General features: G+C 62.3%; 13 protein-coding genes. 2 read left to right on the top strand and 11 right to left on the bottom strand.

Annotated features, from left to right (window positions below; all coding sequences use genetic code 11):
- Window positions 1–42 precede the first annotated feature (42 nt).
- Complete coding sequence (locus tag ACESYO_RS09465) at window positions 43–627, top strand: TetR/AcrR family transcriptional regulator (RefSeq protein ID WP_058962830.1); 585 nt, start codon at window positions 43–45, stop codon at window positions 625–627.
- 106 nt (window positions 628–733) lie between these two features.
- Here the strand turns inward: ACESYO_RS09465 and purB are convergent, their stop codons facing one another.
- From purB to ybaK, 11 genes are all read right to left on the bottom strand, one after another.
- Window positions 734–2,167: an adenylosuccinate lyase gene (gene purB / locus ACESYO_RS09460; RefSeq protein ID WP_373209857.1), complete on the bottom strand. Its 1,434-nt coding sequence runs from the start codon at window positions 2,165–2,167 to the stop codon at window positions 734–736.
- Window positions 2,168–2,247: 80 nt separating this feature from the next.
- On the bottom strand, window positions 2,248–5,949 hold the full coding sequence (locus ACESYO_RS09455; RefSeq protein ID WP_058962831.1) for a phosphoribosylformylglycinamidine synthase: 3,702 nt from the start codon (window positions 5,947–5,949) through the stop codon (window positions 2,248–2,250).
- A 4-nt stretch (window positions 5,950–5,953) separates the two neighbouring features.
- Complete coding sequence (gene purD, locus ACESYO_RS09450) at window positions 5,954–7,243, bottom strand: phosphoribosylamine--glycine ligase (protein ID WP_276870713.1); 1,290 nt, start codon at window positions 7,241–7,243, stop codon at window positions 5,954–5,956.
- A 162-nt stretch (window positions 7,244–7,405) separates the two neighbouring features.
- Window positions 7,406–8,578: a phosphoribosylaminoimidazolecarboxamide formyltransferase gene (locus tag ACESYO_RS09445; RefSeq protein WP_276870715.1), complete on the bottom strand. Its 1,173-nt coding sequence runs from the start codon at window positions 8,576–8,578 to the stop codon at window positions 7,406–7,408.
- A 16-nt stretch (window positions 8,579–8,594) separates the two neighbouring features.
- Complete coding sequence (locus ACESYO_RS09440; RefSeq protein WP_276870717.1) at window positions 8,595–9,332, bottom strand: IMP cyclohydrolase; 738 nt, start codon at window positions 9,330–9,332, stop codon at window positions 8,595–8,597.
- Between the two features lie 40 nt (window positions 9,333–9,372).
- Window positions 9,373–9,969, bottom strand: a complete 597-nt coding sequence (gene purN, locus ACESYO_RS09435; protein WP_058962835.1) for a phosphoribosylglycinamide formyltransferase — start codon at window positions 9,967–9,969, stop codon at window positions 9,373–9,375.
- Window positions 9,963–11,003 carry a phosphoribosylformylglycinamidine cyclo-ligase gene (gene purM, locus ACESYO_RS09430; protein ID WP_373209856.1) on the bottom strand — a complete coding sequence of 347 codons (1,041 nt, stop codon included), beginning with the start codon at window positions 11,001–11,003 and terminating at the stop codon, window positions 9,963–9,965. Before purM ends, purN begins: the two co-directional genes overlap by 7 nt.
- A gap of 249 nt (window positions 11,004–11,252) precedes the next feature.
- On the bottom strand, window positions 11,253–12,692 hold the full coding sequence (purF, locus tag ACESYO_RS09425) for an amidophosphoribosyltransferase (RefSeq protein ID WP_058962837.1): 1,440 nt from the start codon (window positions 12,690–12,692) through the stop codon (window positions 11,253–11,255).
- Window positions 12,693–12,710: 18 nt separating this feature from the next.
- Complete coding sequence (gene purC / locus ACESYO_RS09420; RefSeq protein ID WP_058962838.1) at window positions 12,711–13,418, bottom strand: phosphoribosylaminoimidazolesuccinocarboxamide synthase; 708 nt, start codon at window positions 13,416–13,418, stop codon at window positions 12,711–12,713.
- A 65-nt stretch (window positions 13,419–13,483) separates the two neighbouring features.
- Window positions 13,484–13,987 (bottom strand): 5-(carboxyamino)imidazole ribonucleotide mutase, encoded by a 504-nt coding sequence (gene purE, locus ACESYO_RS09415; protein ID WP_058962839.1) that lies wholly within the window; start codon window positions 13,985–13,987, stop codon window positions 13,484–13,486.
- A gap of 345 nt (window positions 13,988–14,332) precedes the next feature.
- Window positions 14,333–14,818, bottom strand: coding sequence for a Cys-tRNA(Pro) deacylase (gene ybaK / locus ACESYO_RS09410; protein WP_058962840.1), 486 nt, complete (start codon window positions 14,816–14,818; stop codon window positions 14,333–14,335).
- A 380-nt stretch (window positions 14,819–15,198) separates the two neighbouring features.
- Between ybaK and aroF the strand changes: the two genes are divergently transcribed.
- A complete protein-coding gene (gene aroF / locus ACESYO_RS09405; RefSeq protein ID WP_373209855.1) occupies window positions 15,199–16,212 on the top strand; it encodes a 3-deoxy-7-phosphoheptulonate synthase in 1,014 nt (337 codons plus the stop codon).
- Window positions 16,213–16,303: the final 91 nt, after the last annotated feature.

Below are 16,303 nucleotides of genomic sequence, written 5' to 3'. Positions count from 1 at the left end.
GCCGGTATATGTATTCCAAACCAGAACAGGAGGTCTTGCCCCATGCGAACAGCGGTCAAAAAGAACGCCCGCCGCCAGGAACTGCTGGAACAGATCTACCCCATGATCGATCAGGTGGGCTATGAAAACCTGACCGTGCGGGGCATCTGCACCAGTCTTGGCATATCCACCGGTACCTTTTATCACTATTTCCCGGAAAAAGCCGATCTGCTTCTGGCCTTTTTCGCGGGCATCGACGATTTTTACCAGCAGGAGGTGCTGCCCCGGTTCGGGCCGGACGAGGCGGCCAATCTGGACCGGTTCATCCACAGCTACGGCGTATACTGCCAGCGGGTGGGCGCCGGGGTCTGCCGCTGCCTGACCAGCGCCCCTGCCCACGACGCCAAGCGCAACTATCTTTCCGAGAGCCGGCCCATCAGCCGGATTCTGGAGGAGCTGATGATCCGGGGCGCGGCCAGCGGCCGGTTCACCTGCCCCTTCCCGCCGGAGCAGTGCGCCCGCATGGTGATGATTTCGGTGCGGGGCCACGGCTCCGACTGGGCCAAGCGGGGCGGCGAGTATGACCTGATCCGCTCGCTGGACGATTATGCCCTTCTTTTGCGCATTGCGCTGGGCTGCCGGCCCTGAGCCTTCCTTTTCCTTTGCCTCTCCTGAAAACACCCCGCCGCCGCCAGACGGATGCCTGGCAGCGGCGGGGTGTTTCTTTTTCGTTTGGTTCTCAGCAGAAAGCCGATCAGACGTTCAGCTCGGCATGCTGGCCGGCAGCTTCGGGATGAGCAGCCAGCACCGGACGGATCACCTCATTGAGGAACTCCTCCACCTGCTGGGCGCTGCGGCCGGTGAAGTGCTCGGGCACCAGAACGCCGTCGATGTCCGCATGGGTCAGGCCGAAGCTGGCGTCGTTCACCACCCGGTCGATCAGATCGTTGGGCTTGCCCTCCTCCTTCACCTGCGCGGCGGCGGCGATGGAGTGCTGCCGCAGCTTCTCGTGCAGCTCCTGACGGTCGCCGCCATTCTTCACGGCGCTCATCATGATGTTCTCAGCAGCCATGAAGGGCAGCTCGGCCATCACGCGGCTGCGGATCACCTTGGGATACACCACCAGACCGTCGCAGACGTTGAGCAGGATGTTCAGGATGGAATCGGCGGCTAGGAAGGCCTCAGCCACGGCGATGCGCTTGTTGGCGGAGTCGTCCAGGGTGCGCTCGAACCACTGGGTGCCGGCGGTGAAGGCCGGGTTCAGGATGTCCACCATCAGGTAGCGGGCCAGGGCGCACACGCGCTCGCAGCGCATGGGGTTGCGCTTGTAGGGCATGGCGGAGGAACCGATCTGGTTCTTCTCGAAGGGCTCTTCCATCTCCTTGAAGTTGGCCAGAATGCGGATGTCGGTGCACATCTTCATGGCGCTCTGGGCAAGGCCGGACAAAGCGCTCAGCACCTGGAAGTCCACCTTGCGGCTGTAGGTCTGGCCGGACACGGGAACCACCTTGTCGAAGCCCAGCTCGGCAGCGATGGAAGCCTCCACCGCCTTGATGCGGGCGGAATCGCCCTCGAACAGCTCCACAAAGCTGGCCTGGGTGCCGGTGGTGCCCTTGCTGCCCAGCAGGGCCAGCGCGTTCATCCGGTTGGTGATCTCCTCATAGTCCATGTACAGCTCATTCAGCCACAGGCTGGCGCGTTTGCCCACGGTGGTGAGCTGGGCGGGCTGCAGATGGGTGTAGGCCAGGGCAGGCATATCCTTGTACTCGTCGGCAAATTTGGCCAGCAGAGCCATCACGCCCACCAGCTTCTTCTGCACCAGCGCAAGACCTTCCTTCATCACCAGCACGTCGGTGTTATCGCCCACATAGCAGCTGGTGGCGCCCAGATGGATGATGCCCTTGGCGTGGGGGCACTGCAGGCCATAGGCGTACACATGGCTCATCACGTCGTGGCGGCATTCCTTTTCCCGGCGGATGGCATCCTCATAGTTGATGTCGTCCTTGTGGGCTTCCAGCTCGGCAATCTGCTCGTCGGTGATGTTCAGGCCATTGGCCTTCTCGGCCTTGGCCAGAGCAATCCACAGCCGGCGCCAGGTGCGGAACTTGTTGTCCTCCGAGAAGATGTACTGCATCTCGGGGGAGGCATAACGGGTCTCGAAGGGAGAGATGTATTTATCGTGGGACATAGTGGTTCCCCTTTCTCTGGTTTCTCATAAAGGGCGGGCGGGGCGCATAAGGCCTCGCCCGCCCGACTTGTTTTTTGGGCTTACAGCTTGAAGTAATCCACGCCGCCCTCGAACAGGGGCTGGTACTTGTTGCCGGGCACGTTCCTGTACAGCTCGTCGCCGCTGCGCTCGGTGTGGCCCATCTTGCCCAGCACGCGGCCGTCCGGGCTGGTGATGCCCTCGATGGCCAGCACGCTGCCGTTGGGGTTGTAGCGCAGGTCCATGGTGGGCTGGCCCGCCGCGTCCACATACTGAGTGGCCACCTGACCGTTCTCGATCAGGCTCTTCACCACCTCATCGCTGGCCACAAAGCGGCCCTCGCCGTGGCTGATGGCGATGGTGTGAACTTCGTCCACGCTGCAGCGGCTCAGCCAGGGGCTCTTATTGGAGGCGATGCGGGTGTTCACCAGCATGCTCTGGTGGCGGTTGATGGTGTTGAAGGTCAGGGTGGGGCAGTCCGCGGTGATGGGGCGGATCTCGCCGTAGGGCACAAGGCCCAGCTTGATCAGGGCCTGGAAGCCGTTGCAGATGCCCAGCATCAGGCCGTCGCGCTTTTGCAGCAGCTCGTGTACCGCCTCGGTGACGGAGGGAGCCCGCAGGAAGGCGGTGATGAACTTGGCGCTGCCGTCCGGCTCGTCGCCGCCGGAGAAGCCGCCGGGCAGCATCACGATCTGGCTCTCCCGGATGGCCTGGGTCAGGGCGGCGCAGCTCTCGGCAACCGCCGAGGCGCTCAGGTTGTTGATGACCAGCACCTTCGGGTAGGCGCCGGCGCGGGCAAAGGCGCGGGCGGTGTCGTACTCGCAGTTGGTGCCGGGGAATACGGGAATGATCACCCGGGGCTTGGCGATGCCGATGGCCGGGGCCTTGCGCTCGGTGGCCTCATAGCTGATCTTGTCCACGGTGGCGCCCGCCTTGCGGTAGGGGAACACCGGCTCCAGCTTGGATTCCCAGGCCTCCTGCAGGGCGGCCAGGTCGATGGTCTCGCCGCCCATCTTCAGCGCGTAGGTCTCGGTAACGGTGCCCAGAGTGACGCCCATATCCAGCTCCAGCTCCGGATCAACCTCCAGAATGAAGCTGCCGTAAGCGGGATGGAACAGATTCTCCGGGTCGCGGGCGGCATCCAGTGCGAAGCCCAGCCGGTTGCCCAGGCACATCTTGAACACTGCCTCGGCGGCGCAGCCGTAGCCGGGGGTGTAGGCGGCCTTCACCTTACCGGAAGCGATCAGCTCCTCCACCTTCTTGTACAGCTTTTTCAGGCTGTGGGGCTCGGGGCGCAGCTCCAGCTTATCCTGATACTCGGGATACAGCCAGACCACCTTGCTGCCCGCGGTCTTGAACTCGGGGCTGATCACATTTTTGGTGTTGCCAATGGCGGTGGCGAAGCTCACCAGCGTGGGAGGCACGTCCAGATTCTCGAAGCTGCCGGACATGCTGTCCTTGCCGCCGATGGCGGCCACGCCCAGATCCACCTGTGCCATCAAAGCGCCCAGCAGGGCGGCGAAGGGCTTGCCCCAGCGCTCGGGGGCGTCGCCCAGACGCTCGAAGTATTCCTGGAAGGTCAGGTAGGCATCCTCATAGCGGAAGCCGCTGGCCACCAGCTTGGAGATGCTTTCCACAACGGCCAGATAGGCGCCGCTGTACTGCTTTTTCTCCATCAGATAGGGGTTGTAGCCCCAGGCCATACCGCTGCAGGTGGTGGTCTCGCCGGATACCGGCAGCTTGGCCGCCATGGCCTGCGCGGGGGTCAGCTGGTACTTGCCGCCAAAGGGCATGAGCACAGTGGCCGCGCCGATGGTGGAATCGAACCGCTCGGACAGGCCCTTCTTGCTGCACACATTCAGGTCGGTGACCAGATTCTTCATCTTCTCCGCCCAGGTGTCGCCCTGCCAGTCCACCTTGTAGTCCTGGCAGTCGTACACCAGAACCCGGGCGCGCTTTTCCGCACCGTTGGAGTTCAGGAAGTTGCGGCTGATGTTTACAATGGTGTTGCCCTTCCAGGTCATGGTCAGGCGGGGATCCTCGGTGACGGTGGCCACCACGGTGGCGTCCAGATTTTCCTCATGGGCCAGCTTCACGAAGGCTTCCACGTCCTGGGGAGCCAGCACAACGGCCATGCGCTCCTGGCTTTCGCTGATGGCCAGCTCGGTGCCGTCCAGGCCCTCGTACTTCTTGGGCACGGCGTCCAGATCAATGGCCAGACCGTCGGCCAGCTCGCCGATGGCAACGGACACGCCGCCTGCGCCGAAGTCGTTGCAGCGCTTGATCAGGCGGGTGGCTTCGGGGCGGCGGAAGAGGCGCTGCAGCTTGCGCTCGATGGGGGCGTTGCCCTTCTGCACCTCAGCGCCGCAGGTTTCCAGACTTTCCAGCTTGTGGGCCTTGGAGGAGCCGGTGGCGCCGCCGCAGCCGTCGCGGCCGGTGGCGCCGCCCAGCAGCACCACAATGTCGCCGGCGGCGGGCACCTCACGGCGCACGTTGGAAGCGGGGGCAGCGCCCACCACGGCACCGATCTCCAGCCGCTTGGCCACATAGCCGGGATGGTACAGCTCGTCCACCTGACCGGTGGCCAGACCGATCTGGTTGCCGTAGCTGGAATAACCGGCGGCGGCGGTGGTGACCAGCTTGCGCTGGGGCAGCTTGCCCGCCATGGTCTCGCTCACCGGAACCAGCGGATCGCCCGCGCCGGTCACGCGCATGGCCTGATAGACGTAGCTGCGGCCGGACAGGGGGTCACGGATGGCGCCGCCGATGCAGGTGGCCGCGCCGCCGAAGGGCTCGATCTCGGTGGGGTGGTTGTGGGTCTCGTTCTTGAACAGATACAGCCAGTCCTGCTCCTCGCCGTCCACATCGCACTTGATCTTCACGGTGCAGGCGTTGATCTCCTCGGACTCGTCCAGATTCTTCAGCTTGCCGATGCTGGCCAGATACTTGGCGCCGATGGTGGCAAGATCCATCAGGCACATGTTCTTCTTGCGGCCGGCGTACACCGCCTTGCGCATGGTCAGGTAGTTGTCGAAGGCCTTCTTCACCTGCACGTCCCGGATCTCGATCTCGTCCAGAATGGTGCCGAAGGTGGTGTGGCGGCAGTGATCGGACCAGTAGGTGTCGATCATGCGGATCTCGGTGATGGTGGGGTCGCGCTTTTCAAACCGGAAGTAGTTCTGGCAGAAGGCGATGTCCGCCTCGTCCATGGCAAGGCCCTTTTCCTTCACGAAGTTTGCCAGGCCCTCCTCGTCCAGCTCGCAGAAGCCGGTCAGGGTTTCCACGGTGCTGGGGGTGGGGTAATCCATCTGCAGGGTATCCTTGCGGGAGAGGCTGGCTTCCCGGGCCTCCACCGGGTTGATGACGTATTTCTTGATCTGAGCCAGCTCCGCCTCGGTGGGATTGCCGGTGAGCAGATACACCCGGGCGGTGCGCACGGTGGGGCGCTCGCCCTGGCTGATCAGCTGGATGCACTCGCTGGCGGAAGCGGCCCGCTGGTCGAACTGACCGGGCAGGTATTCCACCGCGAACACCACGTCCGCTTCGGGGCAGTGGTCGCAGGTGTCGTCCACGGGGGGCTCGCTGAATACGGTGGGGATGCAGCTGCGGAACAGCTCCTCGCTCACGCCCTCCACGTCGTAACGGTTCAACAGGCGCAGGCCGGTTACCGACTGGATGCCCAGCAGGCCGTGCACTTCGCCCAGCAGGTTCTGGGCCTCGTGGTCAAAGCCCTTTTTCTTTTCCACATAGATGCGGTATACCATGGGTTCACTCTCCTTTTAAGGCGTTCAGGGCACGGCGGCCGATGTCGGCGCGCTTGTGCAGCTTGTCGAAATGAATCTGTTCGCTGGCGGCGTAGGCCTTTTCCAGCGCCTTTTCCAGCGTGGGTGCGGTGGCGCTCACGCCCAGCACCCGGCCGCCGCTGGTCACGAGCTTGCCGTCCTTCTCGGCGGTGCCGGCGTGGTAGACCACCACGTCGCTGCCGGGCACCTGCCCGTTTACAAGGCCGGTGATCTCCTTGCCCTTTTCATAGTGCTCCGGGTAGCCGCCGCTGGCCAGAATCACGCAGGCGGCGCTCTCGTTTTTGAACTTCACCTCGGTGTCCGCCAGAGTGCCGTTCGTGCAGGCCAGCATGATCTTCAGCAAGTCGCTTTCCAGCAAGGGCAGAACCACCTGGGTCTCGGGGTCGCCGAAGCGGCAGTTGTACTCGATCACCCGGGGGCCCTTGGGGGTGATCATCAGGCCGAAGTACAGGCAGCCCTTGAAGGGGCAGCCCTCGGCCTGCATGGCCTTCATGGTGGGCTCGAAGATCTGCTTTGCGCATTCCTCGGCCACCTCAGCGGTGTAGCAGGGGTTGGGGGCGATGGTGCCCATGCCGCCGGTGTTCAGGCCCTCATCGCCATCCAGCGCACGTTTGTGATCCATGCTGGAGACCATGGGCTTCAGGGTCTTGCCGTCGGCAAAGGCCAGCACGCTCACCTCGGGGCCGGTAAGGAATTCCTCCACCACCACCCGGGTGCCGGATGCGCCGAACTTCTTCTCGTCGATCATCTCGTGCAGGGCGGTCTCGGCCTCGGCTTCATTGCCGCAGATCAGCACGCCCTTGCCCAGCGCCAGACCGTCCGCCTTGATGACCACCGGATAGCTGCCCTCAGCCTTGATGTAGTCCATGGCTGCGGCGGCCTCGGTGAACACCTCGTACTTCGCGGTGGGGATGCCGTACTTCTTCATCAGGTCCTTGCTGAACACCTTGCTGGCCTCGATGCGGGCCGCGGCAGCGCTGGGGCCAAAGGCCGGGATGCCCGCCTCGGCCAGTCTGTCCACCAGACCCAGAGCCAGCGGATCGTCCGGCGCGACCACCACATAGTCAAAGCCCTCTTCCTTCGCAAAGGCGACCTGGGCTTCAATGTCGGTGGCCGAAATGTTTTTGCATTTTGCGTCGCAGGCGATGCCGCCGTTGCCGGGGGCCGCCCACAGCTCGGTGCAAAGGGGGCTTTCCTTCAGTTTTTTCACGATGGCGTGCTCACGGCCGCCGCCACCCACAACCAGTATTTTCATGCGCTTGATTCCCTCTTTCGTTCCATGCAGGCAAGTGTGGAGCATTCAAAAAGCCAGACGGCCTTTTCATGCTCTCTTATGGTCGTCTGGCTTTATTATAACAAAATCGCGGCAAGGCAAAAAGCCCAATGGCACAAATTTGTGCCGCGCAGCCGGTTCTCCTTAGTGGTGGAACAGCCGGATGCCGCAGAAGGCCATGGCGATGCCGTATTTGTTGCAGGTGTCGATGACCTGCTGATCCCGGATGGAGCCGCCGGGCTGCACAATGGCTTCCACGCCGCTGCGGCGGGCGCGCTCGATGTTGTCGCCGAAGGGGAAGAAGGCGTCGCTGCCCAGCACAACACCCTTTACCTGGGCCAGCCATGCCTTCTTTTCCTCAGCGGTGAGGGGGGCGGGCTGCTCAGTGAAGGTCTCGGCCCACACGTCGTTGCCGATCACATCCTCGTACTCGTCGCTGATGTAAACGTCGATGGCATTGTCCCGGTTGGGGCGGGAAACGTCCTCCCGGAAGGGCAGGGCCAGCACCTTGGGATGGTGGCGCAGCTGCCAGATGTCGGCCTTGTTGCCGGCCAGACGGGTGCAGTGGATGCGGCTCTGCTGGCCGGCGCCCACGCCGATCACCTGGCCGCCCTGGGCGTAGCACACACTGTTGGACTGGGTGTATTTCAGGGTGATCAGGCAGAGCATCAGATCCCGCTTCTGCTCGGCGGTCAGGGTCTTGTTGTCGGTGACCAGATTCTCCAGCATGCTCTCGTCGATCTTCAGCTCGTTGCGGCCCTGCTCGAACACAATGCCGAACACCTGCTTGCGCTCGATGGCTTCGGGCACATAGTCCGGGTCGATCTGCACGATGTTGTAATTGCCCTTGCGCTTGGATTTCAGAATAGCCAGCGCCTCGTCGGTGTAGCCGGGGGCGATGATGCCGTCGGTCACTTCATGCTGGATCACCTTGGCGGTGCTCTCGTCGCACACGTCGGACAGGGCAATCCAGTCGCCGAAGCTGCTCATGCGGTCAGCGCCGCGGGCGCGGGCGTATGCGCAGGCCAGAGGGCTCAGCTCCAGACCCTCGCAGAAGTACATCTTCTTCAGGGTGTCGTCCAGGGGCAGGCCCAGGGCCGCGCCCGCCGGGGAAACGTGCTTGAAGGAAGCGGCGGCGGGCAGGCCGGTGGCCTGCTTCAGCTCGCGCACCAGCTGCCAGGAGTTCAGCGCGTCCAGAAAGTTGATGTAGCCGGGCTTGCCGTTCAGAACGGTCACCGGCAGCTCGCCCTCCTTCATGAAGATGCGGGCGGGTTTCTGGTTGGGGTTACAGCCGTATTTCAGTTCCAGTTCGGTCATGGTATCGTTCTCCCCCTTATTCTTCGTCGCAAACAGCGTCGTATTTGTTGATGATCACGTCTTCGGTCTCGCCGGTGGCCAGATCAATGGCACGCACAAACAGGCTGACCTTGTTGTCCTCGTTCAGGTTGGCCCACAGGTTGGTGGCCAGCTCCTCGGCCTCCTCGGGCAGGGCGACCTTCTCCGGCTCACCCTCAAAGCTGGGGATGGGGTTGCCGTCGCACTTGTAGGTGTGGATGAAGTGGCCCTCGCCCGCCACCGGGATAGGATACTCGAAGAAGTAGCGGCGGCAGCTTTCGCCGTTGCCGTCGGCGCTCTTCAGAATGGACAGCCTGTAGCTGCACCCCGCCTCCTCCAGCTCCACCAGACCGCTGATGCGGGGGGTCCAGTTGGGGCCGTCCGGCTCGAAGGTGCGGGTGCGCAGGGCGTCCTCAAAGCGCTCGCCCCGGGCCATGAACTCATACACGGTGTCGGTCTGGTCGCCGTTGGTCACGATGTGGGCATTCGCCACGGTGCGCACCGGGTTGTAGATGATCAGGCTGGGGTCCTCCAGCTTGGCGGGGTCGGCCGCCAGGGTGCGGATGCCTCCGATCTCGGGCACCGGGTCAAACACACGGTTGCGGCTGTTGGCGCTGCGGCCCATGATAAAGTAGGCAATCAGCGCCTTCTTGCCGCTGGGGGCAAGGCCCAGCACGATGCCCCGGCCGGGGTAGGCGTTTTCGTTCACCAGTTTGTACAGATCCAGCTGTTCCATCTTGGCCTCCATATTCCAAATCGTAGGATTCAAATTTATTTTACTTATCGTATTCTTCGCAGACTTCCGCAATGGCGGCGGGCAGGATGATCCATTCCGCCTGCTCCATCACCCGGCGCTGCAAAATCTCCGGGGTATCGCCGGGCTGCACCTCCACGGCCTTCTGCTTCAGGATGCGGCCGCCGTCGCAGATTTCGTTCACGAAATGCACGGTGGCGCCGGTCACCTTCACGCCCTTGGCAAGAGCCGCTTCATGCACCCGCAGGCCGTAAAAGCCCTCGCCGCAGAAGCTGGGGATCAGGCTGGGGTGCACGTTCAGGATGCGCTCCGGATAGGCGGCGATGACACTGGGCCCCAGAATGGACAGAAAGCCCGCCAGCACCACCAGATCAATGTGGTTGTCCTTCAGAACGTTCAGCAGGGCCGCGTCGAAGGCCTCGCTGCTCTCGTAGTCCTTACGGCGCACCACCACGCCGGGCACACCGGCCTTTTCGGCCCGCTCCAGCGCGTAGACGCCGGGCTTGGATGCCACCACCAGCGTCACCCGGCCGTGGGGGATTTCTCCCCGGGCCTGTGCGTCCAGAATGGCCTGCAGGTTGGTGCCGCCGCCGGAGACCAGAACCGCGATGTTCAGCATAACTCCACGCCCTCGCCTTCGCCGATCACGCCCAGAATGTAGGCGTCCTCGCCCTGCTCCTTCAGGATGGCCAGAGCCTTGTCGGCATCTTCCTTGGCCACGGTCAGGATCATGCCAACGCCCATGTTGAAGGTGTTGAACATGTCGCGCTCGGGGATATTGCCCGCCTTCTGGATGAAGCCGAACAGGGCGGGAGTACGCACGTCCTCTTTCTTGATGACGGCCTTGCAGCCGGCCTTCAGGCTGCGGGGGATGTTCTCGTAGAAGCCGCCGCCGGTGATGTGGGACACGCACTTCACCGCCACCTGATCCATCACGGCCAGAACCTGCTTGACATAAATGCGGGTGGGGGCCAGCAGGGCCTCGCCCAGGGTGCAGCCCAGCTCCTCGTGGTACTCCTTCAGCACCTCGGGATGGTTTTCCAGATCAAAGACCCGGCGCACCAGCGAGAAGCCGTTGGAATGCACGCCGGAGGAGGGCAGGGCGATGATTACATCGCCGGGAACCATGGCCTCGTTGGACAGGATCTTGCTCTTGTCCACGGCGCCCACGGTGAAGCCTGCCAGATCGTACTCGTCCTCCGGGTAGAAGCCGGGCATCTCGGCGGTCTCGCCGCCCACCAGTGCGCAGCCGGCCTGCACGCAGCCCTCGGCCACGCCGGCCACCATCTGGGCAATGCGCTCGGGCACGTTCTTGCCGCAGGCGATGTAATCCAGGAAGATCAGGGGCTTGGCGCCGGCGCAGACCACGTCGTTCACGCACATGGCCACGCAGTCGATGCCCACGGTGTCGTGCTTGTCCATCAGGAAGGCGATTTTCAGCTTGGTGCCCACGCCGTCGGTGCCGGAAACCAGAACCGGGTGGGGCATGTTGGTGCAATCCAGCTCAAACAGGCCGCCAAAGCCGCCCAGACCACCCATCACGCCGGGGATCACGGTGCGGGCCACATGCTGCTTCATCAGTTCCACGGCCTTGTAGCCGGCGGTGATGTCCACACCGGCAGCGGCGTAGCTGGCAGAAAAGCTCTTTTCCATTTGTTCCTCCTTATACCGCCCATTCACGGGCAAGGCCGGGGCCACGGAAAAATGGCCCCGGCGATTCATTCATTCTCAGGCAACACCGCACAATTTACGGTCAACACCTCAGGCGGCGTATCGCGCCGAAATTTTCCGTGATATTTTCCAAAAATGCTCGCCAATCCACCAAGGATTGGCTGCGCTTTTTGGTTCATCTCACAAAAAATTTCCCGACGCGCTCCGTCCCCGAAATTATGCGGTACTGCCTCAATCGTTGCTGTTCAGCTTCTGGGAGTATTTGTCCTCAAATTCCCGTTTGGGAGGCTCCACCGGATATTCGCCGGTAAAGCAGCCCACGCAGAAGTCCAGCTTGCAGCCCTCGGCAATCTTCTTCACGCTCTCGATGCTCAAAAAGCCCAGACTGTCCACTCCGATCTGCTCGGCGATCTGCTCGGTGGTGTAGTTGGCGGCGATCAGGTTTTTCTGGCTGTCCACATCGGTGCCGAAGTAGCAGGGGTACAGGAACTTGGGGCTGGAGGCCCGGAAGTGAACCTCGGTGGCGCCCGCTTCCCGCAGCAGCTGCACGATCTGCTTGGAGGTGGTGCCGCGCACGATGGAGTCGTCCACCAGCACCACACGCTTGCCGGCCACAGTGTCGGCAATGGGGTTCAGCTTGATGCGCACGGTGTTCTCCCGCAGCTTCTGGCTGGGCTGGATGAAGGTGCGCCCGATGTATTTGTTCTTCAAAAAGCCGATGCCGTAGGGGATGCCGCTCTGCTGGGCGTAGCCCAGGGCCGCGTCCAGGCCGGAGTCCGGCGCGCCGATGACCACGTCCGCCTGCACCGGATGCTCCAGCGCCAGGAAGGCGCCCGCACGGCGGCGGGCCCGGTGAACGGAAGCGCCGTCAATCACGGAATCGGGCCGGGCGAAGTACACATACTCGAACACGCACAGGCCGGTTTTCTGGCCGCAGGCGTGGGCGATGCTGTGCACGCCCTCCTCGTCAATGACCACGATCTCGCCGGGGGCAATGTCCCGCACGAACTCGCCGCCCGCCGCATGGATGGCACAGCTTTCGCTGGCGATCACATCGCTGTTTCCGATCTTGCCCAGGCACAGGGGCCGGATGCCCTGCGGGTCACGGGCCGCCACAATCTTGCGGGGGCTCATGACCACCAGAGAATAGGCGCCGGTCAGCCGGTCCACCGCCTTTTCCACCGCCTCCTGAATGCTGCCGGCGTTCAGCCGGGCACGGGTGATGGCATAGGCGATGACCTCGATGTCGCTGGTGGTGTGGAAGATGCCGCCCTTCAGCTCCAGCTCCTCCCGCAGCTCCACCGCGTTGGTGAGCTGGCCGTTGAAGGCCAGAGCCATGGTGCCCTTGACGTGGCGCACCAGCATGGGCTGGCTGCTGGACCGGGTGCGATCCTTGTAAGGCGCGTAACGGCAGTGGCCCAGAGCCATCTGGCCCTTGCCCAGCCGGCGGATCACATCGGGGGTGAACACCTCGTTCACCAGACCCAGATCCTTATGGCTGCGGATCACACCGTCCTCATTCACGGCGATGCCGCAGCTCTCCTGCCCACGATGCTGCAACGCGTACAGGCCATAGTAGGTGTCGGCCACCACATCCATGTCCTCGTCGCGGCTGTACACGGCGAACACGCCGCATTCATCGTGGATCTTGCTTTCCAGATAATCGAACATCGGCCGCCTCACTTTCTCTTAGCCCAGCAGGCGCTTCATCACTTCCTGGTAAGCCTCTTCCTCACCGCCCAGATCGCGGCGGAACAGATCCTTGTCCAGATGAGCGCCGGTGGTGGCATCCCAGAAGCGGCAGGTGTCGGGGCTGATCTCGTCGGCCAGCACGATGGTGCCGTCGGCCAGGCGGCCGAACTCCAGCTTGAAGTCGATCAGGCGGATGTTGAACTGCAGCAGGTACTTGCTCAGGATCTCGTTCACCTTGAAGGCGTAGGCGGAAATGGTGTCGATCTCCTCCTGGGTGGCCAGCTCCAGAGCCAGAGCATGGTAGTGGTTGATCAGGGGATCGTGCAGATCATCGTTCTTGTAGCTGAACTCCAGAGTGGGGGCCTTGAATACAGTGCCCTCGGCAACGCCGTAGCGCTTGGAGAAGCTGCCCGCGGCCACGTTGCGCACGATGACCTCCAGAGGAACGATCTGAACCTTCTTCACCAGGGTCTCACGGTCGCTCAGCTCCTCCACAAAGTGAGTGGGCACGCCCTGCTCGGCCAGCATCTTCATCAGGTTGTTGGACAGCTTGTTGTTCACAACGCCCTTGCCGCGGATGGTGCCCTTCTTGGCGCCGTCGCCTGCGGTGGCGTCATCCTTGTAATCCACGATCACCAGATTGGGATCCTCGGTGGCGAATACTTTCTTGGCTTTACCTTCGTACAACTGCTCCAGCTTGTTCATGATTCTCTGCTCCTTTTTGATGTTGGGTGAAATAAAATTTTATAAACCTTTTTGAATGCTCCGCCTTACAGCGCGGCCAGCTCGGCCTGCAGCTTTTCTTCCTTGGCGGCAATCTGCTGGGCCATGGCGGCCCGGTCAGCGTCCAGCTTTGCAGCCAGAGCCTCATCGGTGATGGCCAGCATCTGGGCGGCCAGAATGGCGGCGTTCTTGGCGCCGTTCAGGGCAACGGTGGCCACCGGGATGCCGCTGGGCATCTGCACCGTGGCCAGCAGGGCGTCCAGACCGTCCATCGCGCCGCCCTTCATGGGAATGCCGATCACCGGCAGGGTGGTGTTGGCGGCGATGGCGCCCGCCAGATGGGCGGCCATACCGGCGGCGCAGATGATTGCGCCGAAGCCCGCGGCACGGGCGTTTTTGGCAAACTCAGCGGCAGGCGCCGGGGTGCGGTGGGCGCTGAGGATGTGCGCCTCGCAGGGGATGCCCAGGCGCTTGAGCTCGGCTGCGGCGGCCTTGACCACCGGCCAATCGCTGTCGCTTCCCATCAGGATCGCTACTTTTTTCTGTTCCATGTTTTGAAACCCTCCCAGTTGAAACGCCAACGAAAAAGACCGCAGTGCGCATGCACTACGGCCTTTTATTCGGCAAGGATTGCGTTATGGGTGCTTTTCTCCCCAAACAGCGCTGCAAAACCGGCTTCGTAACCCTTCATCTCAATGAATCCGCGCTTCATGGGTGCACCCCCTAACAAGAATTTTACAATCCTAGTTTAGCAGGCCCGGCCGGCAAAATGCAACCGCTTTGACCCCCGCCGTTTCATTTTCAGAAGTTTCGCCGGGTTGTTGAATATTCCCCCTTGTTTTTTGGCGTATTTACCAATTGTCAACGGTTGTAGTATTACTTATACTGTTGTATTTTCACGCAAATGTAATACTTTCAAAGCGAGCTTTCGCCACCCGGGCCAGATCGGCGGGGGCCAGCTCCACCTGTGCGCCGATGCGCCCGGCGCTCACCATCACGGTGGGCTTGTCCTGCGCACTGGCATCGATTACGGTGACAAACTGTTTTTTCATGCCCACCGGGCTGCAGCCGCCCCGGATGTAGCCGGTGGTTTTCAAAAGATCCGCCACATGCAGCATGGCCACGTTCTTTTCCCCCACTGCTTTTGCGGCTTTTTTCAGATCCAGCTCCGCCGCCACCGGGATCACGAACACATAAAAGTTTTTGCTGGCGCCCTGGGTCACCAGCGTTTTGAACACCCGGGCCGGGTCCTGCCCCAGCTTGCCGGCCACCGAAACGCCGTCGATGGCGCCGTCCTCGTGGTCGTATTCATGGAAGGTGTAGGCCACCTTTTCCTTTTCCAGCATGCGCATGGCGTTGGTCTTTGTCTGCTTTTGTGCCATGGCTCCGGCCTCCTTTGCCCGCAAAGTTTCTGCCCCTATTATAATGCGTTCGCTTTTTCGCCGCAAGCGGCCCGCGCTGCTTTAGCCGGATAAATTTTTTCTTGACAACCGCTTTTCCCGGTGGTATGCTAGCCCTAACCAGACAACCAAACCGAATGCGAGGATATTTTCTCATGGCTCGACTGTTTACCGCAAACTATTATTACGGCTTTGCTTTTTATGGCAAGGTCTTTGTTTGCTGTGAACATTCCCGGGCGGTGTGACGCACCGCGCATCGGTTTTGCCGAGATGACCCGGCCGGGGGCTTGCAGCAAGCAGGCCCCCGGCTTTTTGTTTACCGGCCTGCCTTGAACAAAAAACACAGAGGAGTTGTGGAAATTATGATCATCATTCTGAAGCAGAACGCAAACGAAGAGGCGGTGCGTGCGCTGCGCGCCGAGCTGGAGGCCATGGGCCTTTCCATTCACGAAAGCCTGGGCGAACAGGAGCACATTCTGGGCCTTGTGGGCGACACCAAGGCCGTGGCGGAAAGCTGGGTGCTGGCCAATCCGGCGGTGGATCAGGTGCGCCGCATTTCCGAGCCCTACAAGAAGGCCAACCGCAAGTTCCACCCGCAGGATACCGTGGTTCAGGTGGGCAACACCAAAATCGGCGGCGGGCACTTCGCGGTGATCGCGGGCCCCTGCAGCGTGGAGAGCGAGGAGCAGATCACACTGGTGGCCGGCGAGGTTCAGAAAAGCGGCGCGAGCCTGCTGCGCGGCGGCGCGTTCAAGCCCCGCACCTCCCCCTACTCCTTCCAGGGCATGCGGGCCGAAGGTCTGGAGCTGCTGCGCCACGCCCGGGCCAAAACCGGTATGCCCATCGTGACCGAGATCATGAACACCGAGCATATCCCCCTGTTCGAGGATGTGGATCTTGTTCAGGTGGGCGCGCGGAACATGCAGAACTTCGAGCTGCTCAAGGCGGTGGGCCGCATGGGTAAGCCGGTGCTGCTCAAGCGGGGCCTTTCCGCCACGCTGGAGGAATTCGTGATGAGCGCCGAGTACATCATGGCCGAGGGCTGCGAGCAGGTGATCCTGTGCGAACGGGGCATCCGCACCTTTGAAAACAGCATGCGCAACACGCTGGACATCTCCGCCGTGCCCATGCTCAAACACATGAGCCACCTGCCGGTGGTCATCGACCCCAGCCACGCGGCGGGCATCAAGTGGATGGTGGAGCCGCTGGCCAAAGCCGCGGTGGCCGCCGGTGCGGACGGGTTGATGATCGAGGTGCACAACGACCCGGCCCGGGCCAAGTGCGACGGCGCCCAGAGCCTGACCTGCCCCCAGTTCGATGCCCTGATGCAGGACATCAGCCGGGAGGTTGCCTTCTTCGGCAAGCAGATGAACTGACCGGAAAAAGCACCCCTCTTTACACGTCCTCTATAATAGGTATAAAAGGGCCCCGGACGGGCCATACTGATCATGTACCCCGGCAGGCAGT

It is taken from the genome of Allofournierella massiliensis (assembly GCF_964241245.1).
Lineage (GTDB): Bacteria > Bacillota > Clostridia > Oscillospirales > Ruminococcaceae > Allofournierella > Allofournierella massiliensis.
This window is presented reverse-complemented; position numbering and strand designations above follow the sequence as displayed.